The sequence below is a fragment of the Enterobacter sp. N5-15 genome, assembly GCF_057221635.1.
Window position 1 is genome coordinate 3953503 of sequence record NZ_CM170150.1, and the last position, 19989, is coordinate 3973491.

Annotated in this window: 18 protein-coding genes and 1 tRNA gene; 5 read left to right on the plus strand and 14 right to left on the minus strand. The window is 56.3% G+C overall.

Going from position 1 to position 19989, the window contains the following annotated elements; genetic code table 11:
* Positions 1-12: 12 nt before the first annotated feature.
* From AC2TE5_RS18595 to actS, 3 genes are all read right to left on the minus strand, one after another.
* Positions 13-1677, minus strand: coding sequence for a ShlB/FhaC/HecB family hemolysin secretion/activation protein (locus tag AC2TE5_RS18595; protein WP_484612171.1), 1665 nt, complete (start codon positions 1675-1677; stop codon positions 13-15).
* 414 nt (positions 1678-2091) lie between these two features.
* Positions 2092-2165 (minus strand) — tRNA-Gly (locus tag AC2TE5_RS18600).
* Positions 2166-2245: 80 nt separating this feature from the next.
* Positions 2246-2989 (minus strand): amidase activator ActS, encoded by a 744-nt coding sequence (actS, locus tag AC2TE5_RS18605; RefSeq protein ID WP_058840909.1) that lies wholly within the window; start codon positions 2987-2989, stop codon positions 2246-2248.
* Positions 2990-3152: 163 nt separating this feature from the next.
* Here actS and idi point away from each other — a divergent pair, with 163 nt between their 5' ends.
* Positions 3153-3695: an isopentenyl-diphosphate Delta-isomerase gene (idi, locus tag AC2TE5_RS18610; RefSeq protein ID WP_211438569.1), complete on the plus strand. Its 543-nt coding sequence runs from the start codon at positions 3153-3155 to the stop codon at positions 3693-3695.
* 38 nt (positions 3696-3733) lie between these two features.
* Here the strand turns inward: idi and lysS are convergent, their stop codons facing one another.
* The 5 genes from lysS to xerD form a co-directional block, all read right to left on the minus strand.
* On the minus strand, positions 3734-5251 hold the full coding sequence (gene lysS, locus AC2TE5_RS18615) for a lysine--tRNA ligase (protein WP_339275155.1): 1518 nt from the start codon (positions 5249-5251) through the stop codon (positions 3734-3736).
* Positions 5252-5260: 9 nt separating this feature from the next.
* Positions 5261-6359 (minus strand): peptide chain release factor 2 gene (gene prfB, locus AC2TE5_RS18620; protein WP_154816141.1). Its coding sequence is split into 2 segments (ribosomal slippage): positions 5261-6283 and positions 6285-6359, totalling 1098 coding nucleotides; the frame shifts between segments, so codons are not numbered across the junction.
* A 90-nt stretch (positions 6360-6449) separates the two neighbouring features.
* Complete coding sequence (gene recJ / locus AC2TE5_RS18625) at positions 6450-8183, minus strand: single-stranded-DNA-specific exonuclease RecJ (protein WP_484612172.1); 1734 nt, start codon at positions 8181-8183, stop codon at positions 6450-6452.
* 5 nt (positions 8184-8188) lie between these two features.
* Complete coding sequence (gene dsbC, locus AC2TE5_RS18630; RefSeq protein WP_484612173.1) at positions 8189-8902, minus strand: bifunctional protein-disulfide isomerase/oxidoreductase DsbC; 714 nt, start codon at positions 8900-8902, stop codon at positions 8189-8191.
* 28 nt (positions 8903-8930) lie between these two features.
* Positions 8931-9827, minus strand: a complete 897-nt coding sequence (gene xerD, locus AC2TE5_RS18635) for a site-specific tyrosine recombinase XerD (RefSeq protein ID WP_023309098.1) — start codon at positions 9825-9827, stop codon at positions 8931-8933.
* Between the two features lie 101 nt (positions 9828-9928).
* Between xerD and fldB the strand changes: the two genes are divergently transcribed.
* The gene (fldB, locus tag AC2TE5_RS18640) at positions 9929-10450 is read left to right on the plus strand and encodes a flavodoxin FldB (protein WP_023333304.1); all 522 of its coding nucleotides are present in this window, start codon (positions 9929-9931) and stop codon (positions 10448-10450) included.
* Positions 10451-10456: 6 nt separating this feature from the next.
* Here the strand turns inward: fldB and AC2TE5_RS18645 are convergent, their stop codons facing one another.
* Together AC2TE5_RS18645 and sdhE are read right to left on the minus strand one after the other, a co-directional pair.
* Positions 10457-10867, minus strand: a complete 411-nt coding sequence (locus AC2TE5_RS18645) for a protein YgfX (RefSeq protein WP_021242050.1) — start codon at positions 10865-10867, stop codon at positions 10457-10459.
* A complete protein-coding gene (gene sdhE, locus AC2TE5_RS18650) occupies positions 10848-11114 on the minus strand; it encodes an FAD assembly factor SdhE (protein WP_010435322.1) in 267 nt (88 codons plus the stop codon). The genes AC2TE5_RS18645 and sdhE overlap by 20 nt, the downstream gene beginning before the upstream one ends.
* A 294-nt stretch (positions 11115-11408) precedes the next feature.
* On the opposite strand from sdhE, the gene ygfZ reads away from it, so the two are divergent.
* Positions 11409-12389 carry a tRNA-modifying protein YgfZ gene (gene ygfZ / locus AC2TE5_RS18655; RefSeq protein ID WP_063144937.1) on the plus strand — a complete coding sequence of 327 codons (981 nt, stop codon included), beginning with the start codon at positions 11409-11411 and terminating at the stop codon, positions 12387-12389.
* Positions 12390-12499: 110 nt separating this feature from the next.
* On the opposite strand, the gene trhA is transcribed toward ygfZ, so the two are convergent.
* The gene (gene trhA, locus AC2TE5_RS18660) at positions 12500-13159 is read right to left on the minus strand and encodes a PAQR family membrane homeostasis protein TrhA (protein WP_148243533.1); all 660 of its coding nucleotides are present in this window, start codon (positions 13157-13159) and stop codon (positions 12500-12502) included.
* 265 nt (positions 13160-13424) lie between these two features.
* On the opposite strand from trhA, the gene AC2TE5_RS18665 reads away from it, so the two are divergent.
* Both AC2TE5_RS18665 and bglA read left to right on the plus strand, forming a co-directional pair.
* Positions 13425-14156: a MurR/RpiR family transcriptional regulator gene (locus AC2TE5_RS18665; protein ID WP_047650199.1), complete on the plus strand. Its 732-nt coding sequence runs from the start codon at positions 13425-13427 to the stop codon at positions 14154-14156.
* 116 nt (positions 14157-14272) lie between these two features.
* Entirely contained in the window at positions 14273-15706 is a 1434-nt protein-coding gene (bglA, locus tag AC2TE5_RS18670; RefSeq protein WP_484612174.1) for a 6-phospho-beta-glucosidase BglA, read from the plus strand.
* Positions 15707-15782: 76 nt separating this feature from the next.
* On the opposite strand, the gene AC2TE5_RS18675 is transcribed toward bglA, so the two are convergent.
* The 3 genes from AC2TE5_RS18675 to gcvH form a co-directional block, all read right to left on the minus strand.
* On the minus strand, positions 15783-16526 hold the full coding sequence (locus AC2TE5_RS18675; protein WP_121424594.1) for an SDR family oxidoreductase: 744 nt from the start codon (positions 16524-16526) through the stop codon (positions 15783-15785).
* 70 nt (positions 16527-16596) lie between these two features.
* On the minus strand, positions 16597-19470 hold the full coding sequence (gcvP, locus tag AC2TE5_RS18680; RefSeq protein WP_168980329.1) for an aminomethyl-transferring glycine dehydrogenase: 2874 nt from the start codon (positions 19468-19470) through the stop codon (positions 16597-16599).
* 124 nt (positions 19471-19594) lie between these two features.
* Positions 19595-19984, minus strand: coding sequence for a glycine cleavage system protein GcvH (gcvH, locus tag AC2TE5_RS18685; protein WP_014885143.1), 390 nt, complete (start codon positions 19982-19984; stop codon positions 19595-19597).
* Positions 19985-19989 lie beyond the last annotated feature (5 nt).

Below are 19989 nucleotides of genomic sequence, written 5' to 3' on the forward strand. Positions count from 1 at the left end.
TCGTAGAGTCTCTTAAAGCATGAAGGCAATGCGCCAGTTAACGCTCACATGATCCGGGCCGAGCCAGTCGGGGTAGTGCAACGGCGTACCGACCGAAATCTGGCTGCTGTACCAGCGCCCTGCGCTGCTCAGCCCCACCGAGCCTCCCCACAACGTGCCGGAGGCAAAGCGGTCCTGGCGATCTTTTTCCAGCCAGCCGCCGTCAACGGCGATCGTTGCGCTCACCGCGCCAATCACCGGGAGGGTGAAGAGGGAATACCCCAGCTCGTTACGCCAGTAGCCGCCGTTATCCCCGGACAGGTACTGTTCTTTAAAACCGCGCACGGAGCTTTCGCCGCCGAGCGTCAGGCGCTCGGCGGCGTACAGCCGGTCGGGCGACCACTGGCCGTAGGCGCTGGTCAGCCACCACGCGTTGCGGGCGACAGGACGCTGGAAGCTGGCGTTCAGGCTCCATTTACGGAACTCTGCCCGCGGCATATCCCCGGATTTATTTTCGTCGGTTTCGGCATTGAACCACGGCATGCCGTGGCTCCAGGTCGGATTGAAGGTCGCCACGCCGCCCAGCATTTTTTGCGTGTGGGTAATTCCCAGGACCAGGCTGGAGAGGTTGCGCGTGCTGCTCTGCAGCGGCGCGTCGTTCAGCCAGTTGCGGCTGGAGCGCTGAACCACGCCTGCCGCAATGCCGGTTTTCACATCCCCGTTGCGGAAAACCACCCATGACGCGTTAAGGCGGTGGGTTCTGGTATCGCCCGTGGAGAGCCAGTTGAATCCCTGGTTACTGATGGTGGTCCGGTAGTTACTCCAGGCGTAGCTGTAGTCCAGCAGCCCGTAGCCAAACGGTACGCTGACGCCCGCCTGGAAATTCTGCGCATCGTACGCGCTGGCAAAATCACTGCTGCGCCCGCCGCTGACAAACCATTTATCCGCCAGCCCCAGCATATTATTGGCGGTGAGCACGCCGTTAAGCTGGTTTTCACCGGTGCTCTTCTGCCCGCTATTATCCAGGCTTACGGATGCACTTAACGGAAATTCCGGTTTAGCCGTGAGATTAACGATGGAATATCCGGCCTGCGTTCCCGGAAGAATTTCAATCTGAACCGGTTCGGCGCGCAAACGGTTAATTTGCTCCATACCCTGTTCGATGTCGCGTAAATTAAGGATGCCGCCCACCCGTCCCGGAAACGCCATTTTCAGCATTCGCGGCGTTTCGCCTTCCAGACGGATCGCTTCCAGCCGCCCTTCCAGCACAACAATATTCAGCTGACCGCCGGAGAGATCCTGTTCGGTGAGAAAGGCGCGGCTGGTGATATATCCGCGGCTGATATACCAGTCAGAAATATGGGCGAGAAGTTCCGTTATTTTCGCCATATCCAGACACCGGCCCTGCCACGGCGCAACAAGGGCCTGACGGGTTTTCGGGGGGATTAAGGTCGCGCCGGAAAGGGTAATGGTATTAATGGTGAAACAGGGCCCGGAGCCGGTAACGGGCAGCGGTCTGGCGGGCGCGGGGCGAGGAATACTGCGCTCCAGCTCTTCACGCTGTTGCTGGTTCTTTAATAACAGTTCCTCCTGCTGCTGACGCACTGTGTCCCGGTCAGCAGGAGTAAGGGGGGCTGCATGGCTCAGAGAGCAAAAAAATAACGAGCAAAAAAAGACGGCTTTGCTGTAATAGCGCATATAAAAGGATAATATTTTTCTGGTTTTCTACAGTATGCCAGTTTTGGAGCAATAGGGAATAGTCTCAAAAAGAGGGCTACTATTATTGGTAGCAATATTTGTGTTAAGTTTAAAAAAATAAACCCCGTTACGACGAAGAGCGTCATATCTGAAATTTTTATTATTTCCTCATCATTTCTTCTTTCACAATATATTAACCACCCATCCCAATAGTTAGATATAAACATCAGCTAGCAGTGCAGATTAAATTACCCGTTGCATTCATCGTGCTGCAAATTCTGATGGCGCCTGATAACTCAGCGCTGAATATGGAGGCATGCGTGATAACTTCGTTGAAGCGATCAAACAACAGCATGACGATACCTGTATGGAAAAGCATTGGCAGGGTAAAAGGAGGATAACATCAGGAAAATCTGGAGCGGGCGAAGGGAATCGAACCCTCGTATAGAGCTTGGGAAGCTCTCGTTCTACCATTGAACTACGCCCGCTTTGAGGTGCGTAAGGCATTATAGACCTTACACACCTTCATACAAGCCTCTTCGCAACTAACCGGCGATTAAATAATCACTTAGCACTTCGGTTTGCTGCCTGGCGCAGGAAGATAACGCTGCGGATCGATGGCCGTCGCCTTATAGCGAATCTGGAAATGCAGCTTCACCGCGTCCGTACCGGTGCTGCCCATGGTGGCAATCTTCTGCCCGGCTTTGACGTTCTGCCCGTTGTTGACCAGCATCGTGTCGTTGTGCGCATAGGCCGTGATGTAGTCTTCGCCATGCTTAATCATGATCAGGTTACCGTAGCCGCGCAGCTGGTTACCGACATACACCACCTTCCCTGCCCCGGAGGCATAAACCGGCGTACCGCGTGCAGCCGCGATATCAATACCTTTGTTACCCCCCTCAGACAGGGAGTACGGCAGCACCACTTTACCGCTGGCAGGCCAGACCCAGCAGCGTTGACCGACCGGCGGCCAGGACGACTGCGGCACCGCGTAAGACGGCGTCACTTTGGCAGTTTTGCCTTTCGAAGAGGATTTTTTACCCGAGGACGATCCGCCGCTAACCTTCAGCTGCTGTCCCACTTCGATGGTGTAGGGCGGAGAGAGGTTATTCAGCCGCGCCAGATCCTTCACGCTGGTCCCCGTCGCGCGCGAAATTCGATACAGGGTGTCCCCGCGCTTAACGGTATAGACCGAACCGGAATAGCTGCCCATATCCGAAGATTTGCTCCCGGAACAGCCCGCCAGTAATAGCGTCAGCGTCAGGCAAAAAATGGCGGTGATGGGGTTTCTCGTCAGGCTTCCTGCAAACAAAACAGATCCTCGGTCAGCGTGAATGGCGCACTATGATAACAGCCAAAACGAATATGGGTCATGCCCTTTTCCGCTCTACGAGCCAAACCGTTCGTATAAGAATGCCGTATAATGATCCGGCTGATGGTGCTGAACCACTCGGCATTTTGGCACTGGAGCATCAATGAGTATTCAAGAACACGTTATTTTGGTAAACGACCAGGGAATGGTGATTGGCACTCAGGAAAAATACGCCGCGCACACCTTACATACCCCGCTGCATCTGGCGTTCTCTTCCTGGCTTTTTAACGCAAACGGCGAATGTCTGATCACCCGACGCGCCTTAACCAAAAAAGCCTGGCCCGGCGTCTGGACCAACTCCGTCTGCGGCCACCCGCAGTCCGGCGAAGAGACGATACAGGCGATAATCCGCCGCTGCCGCTTTGAAGTGGGCGCTGAACTGGCCGATATCACCGCCGTCGCCCCTGAATTTCGCTATCGGGAAACCGACCCGTCCGGGATCGTGGAAAACGAGATTTGCCCGGTATTCGCTGCCCGCATCACCAATGACGTGACGATAAACGAAGATGAAGTGATGGACTATCAGTGGGTTGAGCTGGACGCGTTATTCCGTGCGCTGGACGCGACGCCCTGGGCCTTTAGCCCGTGGATGGTCATGGAAGCGACAACTGCCCGCGATAAGCTCAAAGCCTTCGCGGCGCAATAAAAAAGCCCCTTTCGGGGCTTTTTTTACATCTTAACGTCTTATTTCACCGGGCGCATCGCCGGGAACAGGATCACGTCGCGGATGGTGTGGCTGTTGGTGAACAGCATGACCATACGGTCGATACCAATACCCAGACCCGCCGTTGGCGGCAGGCCGTGCTCCAGCGCGGTCACGTAGTCTTCGTCGAAGAACATGGCTTCGTCGTCGCCTGCCGCTTTTGCGTCAACCTGATCCTGGAAACGCTGAGCCTGGTCTTCCGCATCGTTCAGCTCGCTAAAGCCGTTGCCGATTTCACGGCCGCCGATGAAGAATTCGAAACGATCGGTGATTTCCGGGTTCTCGTCATTACGACGCGCCAGCGGAGAGACTTCAGCCGGGTATTCGGTGATGAAGGTCGGCTGAATCAGGTGCGCTTCGGCCACTTCTTCGAAGATCTCGGTCACGATACGGCCCAGACCCCAGCTCTTCTCAACCTTGATACCGATGCTTTCCGCGATGGCTTTCGCAGAGTCGAAGTTATCCAGATCCGCCATGTTGGTTTCCGGACGGTATTTCTTGATCGCTTCGCGCATGGTCAGTTTTTCGAACGGCTTGCCGAAGTCGAAGACTTCTTCACCGTACGGCACTTCGGTGGTGCCCAGAATATCCTGCGCCAGGGTGCGGAACAGGGATTCGGTCAGCTCGATCAGATCTTTGTAATCCGCATACGCCATATAGAGTTCCATCATGGTGAACTCTGGGTTATGACGAACTGAAATACCTTCGTTACGGAAGTTACGGTTGATTTCGAACACGCGGTCGAAACCACCGACCACCAGACGCTTCAGGTACAGTTCCGGCGCGATACGCAGGTACATGTCCAGGTCCAGGGCATTGTGATGGGTGATGAACGGACGCGCAGACGCGCCGCCAGGGATCACCTGCATCATTGGGGTTTCCACTTCCATAAAGTCGCGGTTGACCATGAACTGGCGGATACCGGCCATGATCTGGGAGCGAATTTTGAAGGTCTTGCGGGAGTCATCGTTAGAGATGAGATCCAGGTAGCGCTGACGATAGCGCGCTTCCTGATCCTGCAGGCCGTGGAATTTGTCCGGCAGCGGGCGCAGGGCTTTGGTCAGCAGACGCAGCTCGGTGCAGTGGATAGACAGTTCACCGGTTTTGGTTTTGAACAGTTTACCTTTCGCGCCCAGGATATCGCCCAAGTCCCACTTCTTGAACTGCTCGTTGTAGATGCCTTCCGGCAGGTCGTCACGGGAAACGTACAGCTGAATACGGCCGCCCACGTCCTGCAAGGTCACGAAGGAGGCTTTACCCATGATACGACGGGTCATCATGCGGCCTGCAACGGCCACTTCGATGTTCAGCGCTTCCAGCTCTTCGTTCTCTTTAGCGTCGAAGTCAGCGTGCAGTTGGTCTGAGGTATGGTCACGACGAAAATCGTTCGGGAACGGCACGCCCTGCTCGCGCAGCGCTGCCAGCTTCTCGCGGCGGGTTTTCAGTTCGTTGTTAAGATCGACTACCGCGTCAGCGCCCTGTGCTTGTTGTTCAGACATGTTGGTTCCTCATAACCCTGCTTTCAAACTTGCTTCGATAAATTGGTCCAGGCTGCCGTCCAGCACCGCCTGCGTGTTGCGGGTTTCAACCCCGGTACGCAGGTCTTTGATGCGGGAGTCATCAAGGACGTAAGAACGGATCTGGCTGCCCCAACCGATGTCGGACTTGTTGTCTTCCATCGCCTGTTTCTCAGCATTTTTCTTCTGCATCTCCAGCTCATAAAGCTTCGCTTTCATCTGCTTCATGGCCTGGTCTTTGTTCTTATGCTGGGAACGGTCGTTCTGGCATTGCGTTACCGTGTTGGTTGGAATGTGGGTAATACGCACCGCAGATTCCGTACGGTTAACGTGCTGACCACCCGCACCGGATGCGCGGTAAACGTCGATACGCAGGTCCGCCGGGTTAATTTCGATATCAATATCTTCATCAACTTCCGGGTAAACAAACGCGGAGCTGAAGGAGGTATGACGGCGGCCACCGGAGTCGAACGGGCTCTTACGCACCAGGCGGTGAACGCCGGTTTCGGTACGCAGCCAGCCGTAGGCGTAATCGCCAATGATCTTGATGGTGACGGATTTCAGACCCGCGACTTCACCTTCAGACTCTTCGATAATTTCGGTTTTGAAGCCGCGCGCTTCTGCCCAACGCAGGTACATACGCGTCAGCATGCTGGCCCAGTCCTGCGCTTCGGTGCCGCCAGAACCTGCCTGAATATCGAGATAGCAGTCAGCGCTGTCGTATTCGCCGGAGAACATACGGCGGAACTCAAGCTGCGCCAGCTTCTCTTCCAGCACGTCGAGTTCTGCCACGGCTTCGTTAAAGGTTTCTTCGTCGTCGGCTTCGACGGCCAGCTCCAGCAAACCGGAAACATCTTCCAGCCCCTGGGCCATTTGATCCAGCGTATCTACGATAGCTTCGAGAGAGGAACGCTCTTTACCCAGCGCCTGTGCGCGTTCAGGTTCGTTCCAGACGTCCGGCTGTTCCAGCTCGGCGTTTACTTCTTCAAGACGCTCTTTCTTGGCATCGTAGTCAAAGATACCCCCTAAGAACGTCAGAGCGCTCCGTGAGGTCCTGAATACGGTTTTTTACCGGATTAATTTCAAACATGGTCTGTTTTCTTTTATGGACTTGTCAAAATGCGGTGATAAGAGCGGGATTGTACCGAATCCACGCCCTTTTTTATAGAGATTACTGCCGCTAAATTGGCCAGATATTGTCGATGATGATCTGAAGGGTGCGGTTACCGCGAAACTCGTTGATGTCCAGTTTGTACGCCAGCTCGACCTCGCGCACGCCGTTGTCCGGCCATACCGCTGTGTCAACGTTGAAGGCGATGCCGTCCAGCAGCGGGCCACCGCCGACCGGTTCAACCATCACCTTCAGATGACGTTCACCGACGATACGCTGCTGCAGCAGGCGGAAACGCCCGTCGAACAGCGGTTCCGGGAACATCTGTCCCCACGGGCCGGCATCGCGGAGCATTTGCGCCACGTCCATCGTCATCTCAAGCGGTGAAAGCTCGCCATCGGACACCACTTCCCCCTGCAGCAGGGCTGGGTCGATCCAGTCGGTGACCAGTTCACCAAACAGCCGCTGAAACTCGTCGAACTTCGCCTCTTCCAGCGACAGGCCTGCCGCCATCGCATGGCCGCCAAACTTGATCATCAGACCCGGGTGAAGCGTATCAAGACGCTCCAGCGCATCGCGCATGTGCAGACCCTGAATCGAACGGCCAGAGCCTTTCAGCGTGCCGTCGCCCGCGGGGGCGAACGCGATCACCGGACGGTGGAAACGCTCTTTAATGCGCGACGCCAGAATGCCGACCACGCCCTGATGCCACTCAGGATGGTACATCGCCAGGCCGCCCGGCAGCGTATCGCCGCTGCGCTCAAGCTTTTCGCACAGGGTCAGCGCTTCGGCCTGCATCCCCTGCTCAATCTCTTTACGGGTCTGGTTCAGCGCGTCAAGCTCGTTGGCCAGCACGCGTGCTTCACCAATGTTGTCGCACAGCAGCAGCGCCACGCCGACGGACATATCGTCCAGCCTTCCGGCTGCGTTAAGACGCGGCCCGAGGGCAAAGCCCAAATCGCTTGCCGCCAGCTTGAGCGGATCGCGGTTAGCAATCTCCAGCAGCGCCTTGATCCCCGGACGGCACTTGCCTGCCCGGATGCGGCTTAAGCCCTGCCAGGTCAAAATGCGGTTATTGGTATCAAGCGGCACCACGTCCGCGACGGTACCCAGCGCCACCAGATCGAGATATTCGGCCAGGTTCGGTACGGCAATACCGCGGGAGTCGAACCAGCCCTTGTCGCGTAACAGGGTACGTAACGCCAGCATCAGATAAAACGCCACGCCCACGCCTGCGAGGGATTTCGATGGGAAATCGCAGTCGCGCAGGTTGGGGTTAATAATCGCTTCCGCATCCGGCAGCGTTTCGCCCGGCAGGTGGTGATCGGTGACCAGCACCGGGATCCCCAAAGCGTGAGCATGATCGACGCCCGCATGGGAAGAGATCCCGTTATCGACGGTCATGATCATCTGTGCACCACGGGCGTGGGCCTGATCGACCACTTCCGGACTGAGGCCGTAGCCGTCTTCAAAACGGTTCGGCACCAGATACGTGACGTTATCGCAGCCCAGCGCGCGCAGGCTGAGCACGCTCAGCGCGGTGCTGGTTGCGCCGTCGGCATCGAAATCGCCCACCACCACAATCCGCGTTCCCTCACGAAGCGCGTTGTAGAGCATTTCAGTGGCTTTTTCGATACCGCTCAGCTGCTGCCACGGCAGCATCCCTTTCACGCTGCGTTCAAGATCCTCAGCGCTACGCACGCCGCGGCTGGCGTAGAGGCGCTTAAGCAGCGCCGGGAGATCGTCTGGCAAATCAAGCGGTTCAACCGCCTCGCGGCGGCGCAATTTTATTGGGGCTTTCACGCGGATTATTTACCACCAAACTGTATCTGGTGCGCGTCGAGGAACTCTTTCATCTCTTTCGGTCCCTGATAGCCCGGAACGACATAGCCGTTGCTCAGGACAATCGCAGGCGTACCGCTCACGCCAAACTGCACGCCGAGCGCGTAGTGGTTAGCGATATCAATGTCGCAGGAGGCTGGCTTAACGCCTTTGCCGTTCATCGCGTCGTCAAACGCTTTGTTGCGGTCTTTCGCACACCAGATCGCCTTCATGTCCTGCTCTGGCTGGCTCTGCACGCCCGCGCGCGGGAAGGCCAGGTAACGCACGGTAATGCCCAGCGCGTTGTAGTCTTTCATCTCTTCATGCAGCTTGTGGCAGTAGCCACAGGTGATGTCGGTGAAGACGGTAATGACGTGTTTTTCCTGCGCCGCTTTATAGACGATCATCTCTTTTTCGAGCGCGTTCAGGTTTTTCATCAGCAGCTGGTTGGTGACGTTCACCGGCTGCGCGCCGCTCACGTCGTACATTGGCCCCTGAATAATGTGTTTGCCGTCTTCGGTGACGTACAGCACGCCGCTGTTGGTCAGCACCGTTTTCATGCCGGCAACCGGTGCAGGCTGAATATCGCTACCGGTGACGCCAAGCTTAGCCAGCGACTGTTTGATGGCGGCGTCGTCCGCATGGGCGAAACCGGTAAATGAGGCTGCCAGCAGGGTGAACAGCGCGAAAGACTTTTTCATATGTGATCCTGTTACAATTCGTCGGCACTCACGCACGAGGGTGGTGCTGTTGGTGTAGCTGCCGCAGGCGTTCCGTCGCGACATGGGTGTAAATTTGCGTTGTGGAAAGATCGCTGTGCCCCAGCAGCATCTGCACCACGCGTAAATCAGCGCCGTGGTTTAACAGATGCGTCGCGAAGGCGTGACGCAATACGTGCGGCGAAAGCTTTTCACTGTCGATACCCGCCAGTGTGGCGTAATGCTTGATGCGATGCCAGAACGTTTGCCGCGTCATCTGCTGGGCGCGCTGGCTCGGAAACAGGACGTCGATAGACGTACCATTGAGCAGCCACGGACGACCGTGCTCCAGATACGTTTCCAGCCAGTAAACCGCCTCTTCACCCAGCGGAACCAGCCTCTCCTTGTTTCCTTTACCGATGACGCGCACCACGCCCTGACGCAGGCTGATGTCGCTCATCGTCAGGCCAACCAGTTCCGAAACGCGCAAGCCGGTAGCATACAATAGCTCAAGCATGGCTTTATCGCGTAACTCCAGCGGCAGGTCAACAGCCGGTGACTGTAATAATCTCTCAACTTGTGCTTCGCTGAGATCTTTCGGCAGCCGCTGCGGAAGCTTAGGGGATGCCAGCAGCGCGCTGGGATCGTCTTCACGAATCTTCTCACGGTAGAGGTGCTGGAACAGCCGACGCATGGCGCTGAGCAAACGCGCGGAACTGGTGGCTTTATAGCCCCCTGCGATACGTTCCCCAAGCAGCGCCTGCAGGTCGTCACGTTGTGCGCTCGCAAGGGATAAACCTCGGTGCGCAAGCCACTCCACCAGCATGGTGAGATCGCGACGGTAGGCGCTGAGGGTATTCTCGGCCAGATTTTTCTCCAGCCACAGCGCGTCGAGAAACTGTTCGATCAGTGCGAGATCCTTTTCCACATCAGCCCCTTTGATTCTGCAGTCAGGCCATTATGCCTGATTGCGACCGGTTTCTGGTACACTACGCGCAAAGTCAAAGCAAGAATTGAGATAGTTACGCGATGAATATTGGTCTGTTCTATGGTTCCAGCACCTGCTACACCGAAATGGCAGCAGAGAAAATTCGCGACATCATTGGCCCGGAACTGGTGACGTTGCATAACCTGAAAGATGACGCGCTTACGCTGATGGAGCAGTATGACGTGCTGATCCTCGGCATCCCGACATGGGATTTCGGCGAGATACAGGAAGACTGGGAAGCTATCTGGGACCAGCTCGATACGCTCAACCTCGACGGCAAAATCATTGCCATGTACGGCATGGGGGATCAGCTGGGTTACGGGGAATGGTTCCTGGACGCGCTCGGCATGCTGCACGACAAACTGGCGCCGAAAGGGGTGTCGTTTATCGGCTACTGGCCAACCGAAGGTTACGAGTTCACCAGTAAAAAACCGATTATTGCCGACGGCGAGCTGTTTGTTGGACTCGCGCTGGATGAAACCAATCAGTACGATCTCAGCGATGAGCGCCTGCAAAGCTGGTGCGAGCAGATCCTGGGCGAAATGGCCGAAAAGTTTAGCTAACGCGCGTTACCCCTGCGTCGTCTGTTGCAATAGCATCCGGCGCAGGTCTCGCCACTCTGCAGCATCCATACTGTCAGCCGCCAGCCACAGATGCTGGCAACGCCCGCCGTCCACCTTGCGTAACCGTAACATCATGCCGCAGTTGAGCATCCAGGGCATACCGAGAATATCCCACTCTTTACCCTGCCAGCGCAGGCGGGAATCCATCAGTAATTTAATCTCTCCCTGACGGGCATTAATGCGACGCTGGCTGCGTACGCTGTCAAAAACGACAAACGACAGTAACAGCAGCCACAGAGGCGTATAGCTCAGCGGCCAGGGCATCAGTAACACAAAGGCCGCAACCAAGCCGTGGAGCAATAAAGACATCCACTGCGAGCGCCACGAGACGCGAAGATCAGATTGCCACAGGACCACGTTCCCGATTCCGTGTTTGAATTAATTGCACCATCCGTTGCAACTCGGTGTCGGCGGGTTTGCCGTGGTTCATCAGCCAGTTGAACAAATCCGGATCGTCAGACTCAAGCAGGCGAACAAACAGACGCTTATCGTCATCGCTTAAGCTGTCATACTCATATTCGAAGAAAGGCATGATGGAAATATCAAGTTCACGCATGCCGCGACGGCACGCCCAGTGAATACGGGCCTTGTTGTTAATATCCATGTTCAGTTTCCTGCATTACGTTTGGCACAGTCGGTACCCCGTTCAGTGTTCTTTATTTCTCTACGGGGACACCAGCTAGTGTAACGTGTTTTTGACCGTTTCATTACTGGAATATTGCGATCGCCGAGCAGGCTTCCAGAATAATCCCTACAAAGACAGCGGATTACATTATTTTGCGTAGCGCTACGCATAACCGGTTTATGGCACAAATGGTCTGTTGAAAGCGCTTGCATTGCCTGCAGGCTCTTTTACCATTAGGCATTATCAAAGCGTTAAGCAATTCAGGATATCGTTATGGCATTTACACCATTTTCTCCTCGCCAGCCCGCCGCCTCTGCGCGTCTGCCGCTGACGCTTATTTCTCTTGATGACTGGGCGCTGGCAACGCTCACCGGTGCCGACGCCGAAAAATACCTGCAGGGCCAGGTGACCGCCGACGTCAGCCAGATGACAGAACACCAGCATCTGCTGGCCGCGCATTGCGACCCAAAAGGCAAAATGTGGAGCAACCTGCGTATCTTCCGCCGTCAGGACGGTTTTGCCTTTATTGAGCGCCGCAGCCTGCAAGAGGCCCAGCTCAAAGAGCTGAAAAAGTACGCGGTCTTTTCCAAAGTCACGATCGCCCCGGACGACGAACATGTCCTGCTGGGTGTGGCCGGTTTCCAGGCCCGTGCGGCGCTGAAAAATCTCTTCAGCGAACTGCCAGATGCGGAAAAGCAGGTGGTCAGCGAAGGCGCGACCTCCATCCTGTGGTTTGAACACCCGGCGGAGCGTTTCCTGTTAGTCACGGATGCGGCAACTGCCGAACGCGTGACCGAAGCGCTGCGCGGAGAAGCGCAGCTCAACAACAGTCAGCAGTGGCTGGCGCTGAACATCGAAGCGGGTCTGCCGGTGATTGACGCCGCAAACAGCGCGCAGTTTATTCCTCAGGCAACCAACCTGCAGGCGCTGGGCGGCATCAGCTTTAAAAAGGGCTGTTACACCGGGCAGGAGATGGTGGCGCGTGCAAAATTCCGCGGCGCAAACAAACGTGCGCTGTGGACGCTGGCGGGCCATGCCAGCCGTGTACCTGAAGCGGGTGAAGACTTAGAGCTGAAGATGGGTGATAACTGGCGCCGCACCGGCACCGTGTTAGCCGCCGTACAGCTGGATGATGGACGTCTTTTGGTTCAAGCCGTCATGAACAACGACATGGAAGCCGACAGCGTGTTCCGCGTGCGTGACGATGCGAATACGTTGAGTATTGAGCCGCTGCCGTACTCTCTGGAAGAGTGACGCTGTATCGCCCGGTGGCGCTGCGCTTACCGGGCCTACGGTTTTGTTGTCCTCCCTCTCCGCGTGGGAGAGGGCCGGGGTGAGGGCAACCGCCCGCGCAGTGGAAAATACTACGCCTGCCCCACATACAGATAAATCGCCAAAAAGTGGCACACGCTGCCGCCCAGCACAAAGCCGTGCCAGATGGCATGGTTATACGGGATGCGCTTGCAGACGTAGAAAATCACGCCGAGCGAGTACACCACGCCACCTAATGCCAGAAGCGTTACGCCCCCTACCGACAGTTTGACCGCCAGTTGATACACCACAATCAGCGACAGCCAGCCCATGGTCAGATAGGTGACCAGTGACAGCACCTTAAACCGGTGCGCTATGGTCAGCTTAAACAGGATCCCCAGCAGTGCCAGGCTCCAGATAACAATCATCAGGCCACGCGACAGCGGTGAGTTGAGCCCCACCAGCAAAAACGGCGTGTAGGTGCCTGCAATAAGAAGATAGATAGCACAGTGGTCAAATTTCTTGAGCCACGTCTTGGCCCGCTGATGCGGGATCGCGTGATACAGCGTCGACGCCAGGAACAGCAGGATCATACTCCCGCCATACAGGCTGTAGCTGGTAATGGCCATTGCGCTGGCATTGGCGTCCACCGCCTGCACCAGCAATAACACTAAACCGACAATCCCAAACACCAGGCCAATGCCGTGGCTGATGCTGTTGGCTACTTCCTCAGCCAGCGAATATCCCTGTGCGATTAATGGTCTGCTCACCATACAAAACTCCGGGAAAACAAAAGATGATTATTCATCGCATAACTATGCTAACTGAGAATGATTCCAGTGAACACCTGTTAGCTAAAAAAAATTCATTTCAAAATTTATACCTAAAAATCATAGATATAAAGAAATCTTTCACCTAACAATTGTTCACATTAAAATTTAATCATTATGAATCAAGAGCATAAAAAAGGATCCTGCCGTCTGGGTGCATGTTATGATGTGACGATGAGATCAGAATGAGAGTTATGCCATTGTGAGTATGTTCACCCACTCCGCCATTGCCAGTCTCAATAACCTGGAGATGATGGTCTACAACTATGTCATAAAAAATCGTGACAAAGTCATGTACATGACCATCCGCGAGCTGGCGGATGCGGCAGACGTCTCAACCACCACTATCCTGCGCTTTTGCCGCAAGCTTAACTGCGAAGGCTATTCTGAATTCCGCGTGCGCTTTAAGCTTTATCTTGAGCAGAACGAACCCCAGCAGGCGAATTTCGGTGCCAGCGAAATTATCAGCTTTTTTAAAAGCGTGAATAATGAAGAATTCGATGCGTTATTAGATAAGGCGGTAGATATTATTTTATCGTCCGAGCGAATTATATTTGTCGGTGCCGGAACATCGGGTTCGCTGGCAAAATATGGCGCACGCTTCTTTTCTAATATCGGGAAATTCAGTAACCATATTGATGATCCTTATTTTCCGGTCACCAATGATATGGCGAAAAATGCGCTGGCGATTGTGCTCTCCGTCTCGGGCGAGACCGAGGAGATCCTGCGCTTCGCCAGCCAGTTCAGCCTGCATCACTGCAAGGTGCTCTCCATTACCAGCCACGAGCACTCGCGTCTCGCAAAACTGGCGGATTTTAATCTCTCCTGGCACGTTCCTCAGACGCGTATTGCAGGCGTCTACGACATCACCACGCAAATTCCCGTCATTTATATTCTGGAATCTCTCGGACGTAAGCTGGCGAAGAAACTCACAGAATAAAACACCCTGTTTTTTTGATGTAACAAATCACATTTCCTGTGAATTGTTATATCGTGACATTTAATTTCGCTTTGCTAGACTCGATGCCAATAAGCCATTTATTGAGAATAGCAGCGATGAAAAAATTGACCTTACCAAAAGATTTTTTATGGGGCGGCGCGGTTGCGGCTCACCAGGTTGAAGGCGGCTGGAACAAAGGCGGCAAAGGGCCAAGCATTTGCGACGTATTGACCGGCGGCGCGCACGGCGTGCCGCGCGAAATCACGCAGGAAGTAGTGCCGGGTAAATACTACCCAAACCACGAGGCCATCGACTTCCACGGCCACTATAAAGAAGACATCAAGCTGTTTGCCGAGATGGGTTTCAAATGCTTCCGCACCTCTATCGCCTGGACGCGCATCTTCCCGAAAGGTGACGAAACGCAGCCAAACGAAGAGGGTCTGAAGTTTTACGACGACATGTTCGACGAGCTGCTGAAGTACAACATCGAACCGGTGATCACCCTCTCCCACTTCGAAATGCCGCTGCACCTGGTGCAGGAGTACGGTAGCTGGACCAACCGTAAAGTGGTCGATTTCTTTGTGCGCTTCGCGGAAGTGGTCTTCGAGCGCTACAAAAACAAGGTCAAATACTGGATGACCTTCAACGAAATCAATAACCAGCGTAACTGGCGCGCGCCGCTGTTCGGTTACTGCTGCTCGGGCGTGGTCTATACCGAACATGACAATCCGGAAGAGACCATGTACCAGGTCCTGCACCACCAGTTTGTGGCCAGCGCCCTTGCGGTGAAGGCTGGGCGCCGCATCAATCCGGAGATGAAAGTCGGCTGCATGCTGGCGATGGTGGCGCTCTATCCGTTCTCCTGCAAACCGGAAGACGTGATGTTCGCCCAGGAATCCATGCGCGAGCGCTATGTCTTTACCGACGTCCAGCTGCGTGGTTACTACCCGTCCTACGTGCTGAACGAGTGGGAGCGCCGCGGCTTCTCCATCAAAATGGAGGCAGGCGACGAGCAGATCCTGCGTGAAGGTACCTGCGACTACTTAGGTTTCAGCTACTACATGACCAACGCGGTGAAAGCAGAAGGCGGTACCGGCGATGCCATTTCCGGCTTCGAAGGCAGCGTGCCGAACCCGCACGTGAAGGCGTCCGACTGGGGCTGGCAGATTGACCCGGTGGGCCTGCGTTATGCCCTGTGTGAACTGTACGAACGCTATCAGAAGCCGCTGTTTATCGTGGAAAACGGGTTCGGCGCCTACGATAAGGTGGAAGAAGACGGCAGCATCAACGACGACTATCGCATCGACTACCTGCGTGCCCACGTGGAAGAGATGATCAAAGCCGTCACGCACGATGGCGTGGATCTGATGGGCTATACGCCGTGGGGCTGCATCGACTGCGTGTCGTTCACCACCGGCCAGTACAGCAAGCGCTACGGCTTTATCTACGTGAACAAGCACGACGACGGCACGGGCGACATGTCGCGTTCGCGTAAGAAGAGCTTTAATTGGTATAAGGAAGTGATTGCCAGCAACGGCGAGGCGCTGTAATTTTTTTGCCCGGTGGCGCTGCGCTTACCGGGCCTACACGAACAGTAGGCCGGGTAAGGCGAAGCCGCCACCCGGCTTATTTCCCACCGGCCAACTCTAAAAAACTGCCCGTTACGTACGACGCCTTCTCGCTCAGCAGCCAGACAATCGCCTGCGCCACCTCTTCCGGCTGGCCGCCGCGCTGCATCGGCAGCAGCGACTTAACGCGATCCACCCGCCCCGGCTCTCCGCCGGACGCATGAATATCGGTATAAATCAGCCCCGGACGTACGCAGTTGACACGAATGCCCTGCGCCGCCACCTCCAGCGATAGCCCGGTTGTCAGCGAATCCACCGCCCCCTTGGACGCGGCATAATCCACATATTCACCCGGCGCGCCCAGACGCGACGCCGCGGAAGAGACGTTCACTATCGCCCCACCCTTGCCGCCATGTTTGAAGGACATGCGTTTTACCGCTTCCCGACAGCAGAGAAAGTAGCCCGTGACGTTGGTCGCCAGAACGCGGTTAATGCGCTCAGCGGAGAGATTCTCGATAGTGGATTGCTCAAACAGAATGCCCGCATTATTGACCAGCGCACGAAGCGGCTCGCCTTCACGATCGAGGCTGTCAAACATCGCCAGCACCTGGGCTTCATCACTGATATCCGCGCGGACGGCAAACGCTTTACCCCCCGCATCCACAATCTGCTTGATGACATCCGTCGCGGCTTTAATGTTGTGATGATAGTTCACCGCCACGGTGTAGCCTTCGCGCGCCAGCTGCAGCGCGGTGGCTTTCCCAATGCCCCGGCTCGCGCCGGTGACCAGTGCAATTGCCATTCGTTTCTCCCAATAAAAAAGCCGGGTGGCGGCTTCGCCTTACCCGGCCTACGTTACTACATCAGCAATATTACTGGTATTCGCTCATCGGTACGCAGGAGCAGAACAGGTTACGGTCGCCGTAGACGTCATCGAGACGCTTCACGGTCGGCCAGTATTTGTTTGCCACGCCTGCCGGGAAGACCGCCAGCTCGCGGGAATAGCCGTGGTTCCACTCTGCCACCATTTCGTGCTGGGTGTGCGGGGCGTTAACCAGCGGATTATCTTCCAGCGTCCACTCGCCGTCCTGCACGCGATCGATCTCCATGCGGATGGCCAGCATCGCGTCGATAAAGCGGTCCAGCTCGGCTTTGCTTTCAGATTCCGTTGGCTCCACCATCAGCGTACCCGCAACCGGGAACGACATGGTTGGCGCGTGGAAGCCGTAGTCGATCAGACGCTTGGCAATATCCAGCTCGCTAATGCCGGTCTGCTCTTTCAGCGGACGAATATCGAGGATGCACTCGTGCGCCACGCGACCGTCGCGGCCGGTATAGAGCACCGGGAAGGCGGACTTCAGGCGAGTCGCAATATAGTTGGCGTTCAGGATCGCCACCTGGCTCGCCTGCTTCAGCCCTTCCGCGCCCATCATGCGGATGTACATCCAGCTGATTGGCAGGATAGAGGCGCTACCGAACGGTGCCGCAGAGACCGCGCCCTGACGGGTCAGCATGCCTTCAATCTGCACCACGCTGTGGCCTGGAACAAACGGTGCCAGGTGCGCTTTCACGCCGATTGGGCCCATGCCAGGGCCGCCGCCGCCGTGCGGGATGCAGAAAGTTTTGTGCAGGTTCAGGTGCGACACGTCCGCGCCGATAAAGCCCGGAGAGGTAATGCCCACCTGAGCGTTCATGTTTGCGCCGTCGAGGTATACCTGACCGCCAAACTGGTGCACCACTTCACACACTTCTCGGATGGTCTCTTCGTACACGCCGTGGGTAGACGGGTAGGTCACCATGATGCAGGAGAGCTTGTCGCCCGCCTGCTCGGCTTTCGCACGCAGGTCGGCTAGATCGATGTTGCCGTTCTTATCGCACGCAACGACCACCACTTCCATACCCGCCATCTGGGCAGAGGCCGGGTTGGTACCGTGGGCAGAGCTTGGGATCAGGCAGATATCGCGGTGACCTTCGTTGCGGCTTTCATGGTAATGACGGATCGCCAGCAGGCCCGCGTACTCGCCCTGCGCGCCAGAGTTCGGCTGCATGCAGAGCGCGTCATAACCGGTCAATTTCACCAGCCAGTCGGAAAGCTGATTGATCATCATGTGATAACCTTCCGCCTGCTCTGGCGGGCAGAACGGGTGCAGCTCGGAGAATTCAGGCCAGGTGATCGGGATCATCTCTGCCGCGGCGTTCAGCTTCATGGTGCAGGAGCCCAGCGGGATCATCGCCTGGTTCAGCGCCAGATCCTTGCGCTCCAGAGAGTGCATGTAGCGCATCATCTCGGTTTCGCTGTGATAGCGATTAAAGACCGGATGCGTCAGGATCGCGTCATTGCGCAGCATGCTTTCCTGAATGGAGCGGCTGTCGAGCGCGACCTCTTTGTCGAGCGCGTCAACGTCCAGACCGTGCGCATCACCCAGCAGCACGCTGAACAGGTTCAGGATATCGTCGCGGGTGGTACTTTCATCCAGCGTAATGCCGACGGCGTTGTGGATGTCGCTGCGCAGGTTGATCTCTGCCGCATTCGCGCGCGCCAGCACGGCCGCTTTGTCCGCCACGTCCACACACAGGGTGTCGAAGTAGTGGGCATGGCGCAGCTTAAGACCTTTCTGCTGCAGACCGCAGGCCAGAATATCGGCCAGGCGGTGAATGCGGCTGGCAATGCGCTTCAGGCCAGCCGGGCCGTGGAACACGGCGTACAGGCTGGCGATGTTTGCCAGCAGCACCTGAGAGGTACAGATGTTGGAGTTCGCTTTCTCGCGGCGAATGTGCTGCTCGCGAGTCTGCATCGCCATGCGCAGCGCGGTGTTACCGGCAGCATCTTTTGAGACGCCGATAATACGACCGGGCATGGAGCGTTTGAATTCATCTTTCGCGCCGAAGAACGCCGCGTGCGGGCCGCCGTAGCCCATCGGCACGCCGAAGCGTTGCGCTGAACCAAAGACAATATCCGCGCCCTGTTTGCCCGGCGCCGTCAGCAGCACCAGCGCCATAAAATCGGCGGCAACGCTGACAACCACTTTGCGGGACTTCAGCTCGGCAATCAGCGTGCCGTAGTCGTGTACTTCACCCGTCGTTCCTACCTGCTGAAGCAGCACGCCGAAGACGTCCTGGTGATCCAGCACTTTGTCAGCGTCGTCGACAATCACGTCAAAGCCGAAGGTCTCTGCGCGGGTGCGCACCACGTCCAGCGTCTGGGGATGCACGTCCGCCGCCACGAAGAAGCGGTTGGCATTTTTCAGCTTGCTCACGCGCTTAGCCATCGCCATTGCTTCGGCGGCAGCGGTGGCTTCATCCAGCAGCGAGGCGGAGGCGATGTCCATACCGGTCAGATCCAGCGTCACCTGCTGGAAGTTCAGCAGCGCTTCCAGACGGCCCTGAGACACTTCTGGCTGATACGGGGTGTAAGCGGTGTACCAGCCCGGGTTTTCCAGCATGTTGCGCAGGATAACCGGCGGCAACTGTACGTTGGTGTAGCCCATGCCAATGTAAGACTTATAGCGCTTGTTCAGGCCTGCGATAGCCTTCAGCTCCGCCAGCGCGGCGAATTCCGTAGTGGCTTCCCCCACCTGAGGCGGCGTGGCAAGCTGGATGTCTTTTGGCACAATCTGGCCGATCAGTGCGTTTAATGAATCCGCGCCAACTGTCTTCAGCATCTCCTGCTGTTGCTGGGCATCCGGCCCAATGTGACGTTCAATGAAGGCGCCACGGTTTTCAAGCTGGCTTAAAGTCTGTGTCATGAGCGATGGTTCCTGAAACGTGCAGTGAATTTAAGTTCCCTCTCCCTCTGGGAGAGGGTTAGGGTGAGGGGAAGATGGGCACCCTCACCCCTGCCCTCTCCCAAAGGGAGAGGGGGATTAACAATTACTCGTCTTCTAACAGGGCTTCGTACGCGGTCGCATCCAGCAGCGCGGCAACCTGAGATTCGTCGCTGGCTTTGATCTTGAAGATCCAGCCGCCTTCATAAGGCTCGCTGTTGACCAGTTCCGGGGAGTCGCTCAGCGCGTCGTTGACGGCGACAATTTCACCGCTAACCGGTGCGTAGATGTCGGATGCCGCTTTTACGGACTCCGCCACGGCGCAGTCGTCGCCCGCGCTAACGGTTGCGCCTACTTCAGGCAGGTCAACAAACACCATGTCGCCCAGCAGCTCTTGCGCGTGCTCGGTGATCCCTACGGTGTAAGTGCCGTCCGCCTCTTTGCGCAGCCACTCGTGTTCTTTGCTGTATTTCAGTTCTGCTGGCACATTGCTCATTGAAG

Bases quoted from the DNA above. Each gene is read 5' to 3' on its own strand.
- AC2TE5_RS18595 (WP_484612171.1), bottom strand. From the start codon at position 1,677: ATGCGCTATTACAGCAAAGCCGTCTTTTTTTGCTCGTTATTTTTTTGC.
- idi (WP_211438569.1), top strand. From the start codon at position 3,153: ATGAGTATTCAAGAACACGTTATTTTGGTAAACGACCAGGGAATGGTG.
- lysS (WP_339275155.1), bottom strand. From the start codon at position 5,251: ATGTCTGAACAACAAGCACAGGGCGCTGACGCGGTAGTCGATCTTAAC.
- dsbC (WP_484612173.1), bottom strand. From the start codon at position 8,902: ATGAAAAAGTCTTTCGCGCTGTTCACCCTGCTGGCAGCCTCATTTACC.
- fldB (WP_023333304.1), top strand. From the start codon at position 9,929: ATGAATATTGGTCTGTTCTATGGTTCCAGCACCTGCTACACCGAAATG.
- sdhE (WP_010435322.1), bottom strand. From the start codon at position 11,114: ATGGATATTAACAACAAGGCCCGTATTCACTGGGCGTGCCGTCGCGGC.
- ygfZ (WP_063144937.1), top strand. From the start codon at position 11,409: ATGGCATTTACACCATTTTCTCCTCGCCAGCCCGCCGCCTCTGCGCGT.
- trhA (WP_148243533.1), bottom strand. From the start codon at position 13,159: ATGGTGAGCAGACCATTAATCGCACAGGGATATTCGCTGGCTGAGGAA.
- AC2TE5_RS18665 (WP_047650199.1), top strand. From the start codon at position 13,425: ATGTTCACCCACTCCGCCATTGCCAGTCTCAATAACCTGGAGATGATG.
- bglA (WP_484612174.1), top strand. From the start codon at position 14,273: ATGAAAAAATTGACCTTACCAAAAGATTTTTTATGGGGCGGCGCGGTT.
- AC2TE5_RS18675 (WP_121424594.1), bottom strand. From the start codon at position 16,526: ATGGCAATTGCACTGGTCACCGGCGCGAGCCGGGGCATTGGGAAAGCC.
- gcvP (WP_168980329.1), bottom strand. From the start codon at position 19,470: ATGACACAGACTTTAAGCCAGCTTGAAAACCGTGGCGCCTTCATTGAA.
- gcvH (WP_014885143.1), bottom strand. From the start codon at position 19,984: ATGAGCAATGTGCCAGCAGAACTGAAATACAGCAAAGAACACGAGTGG.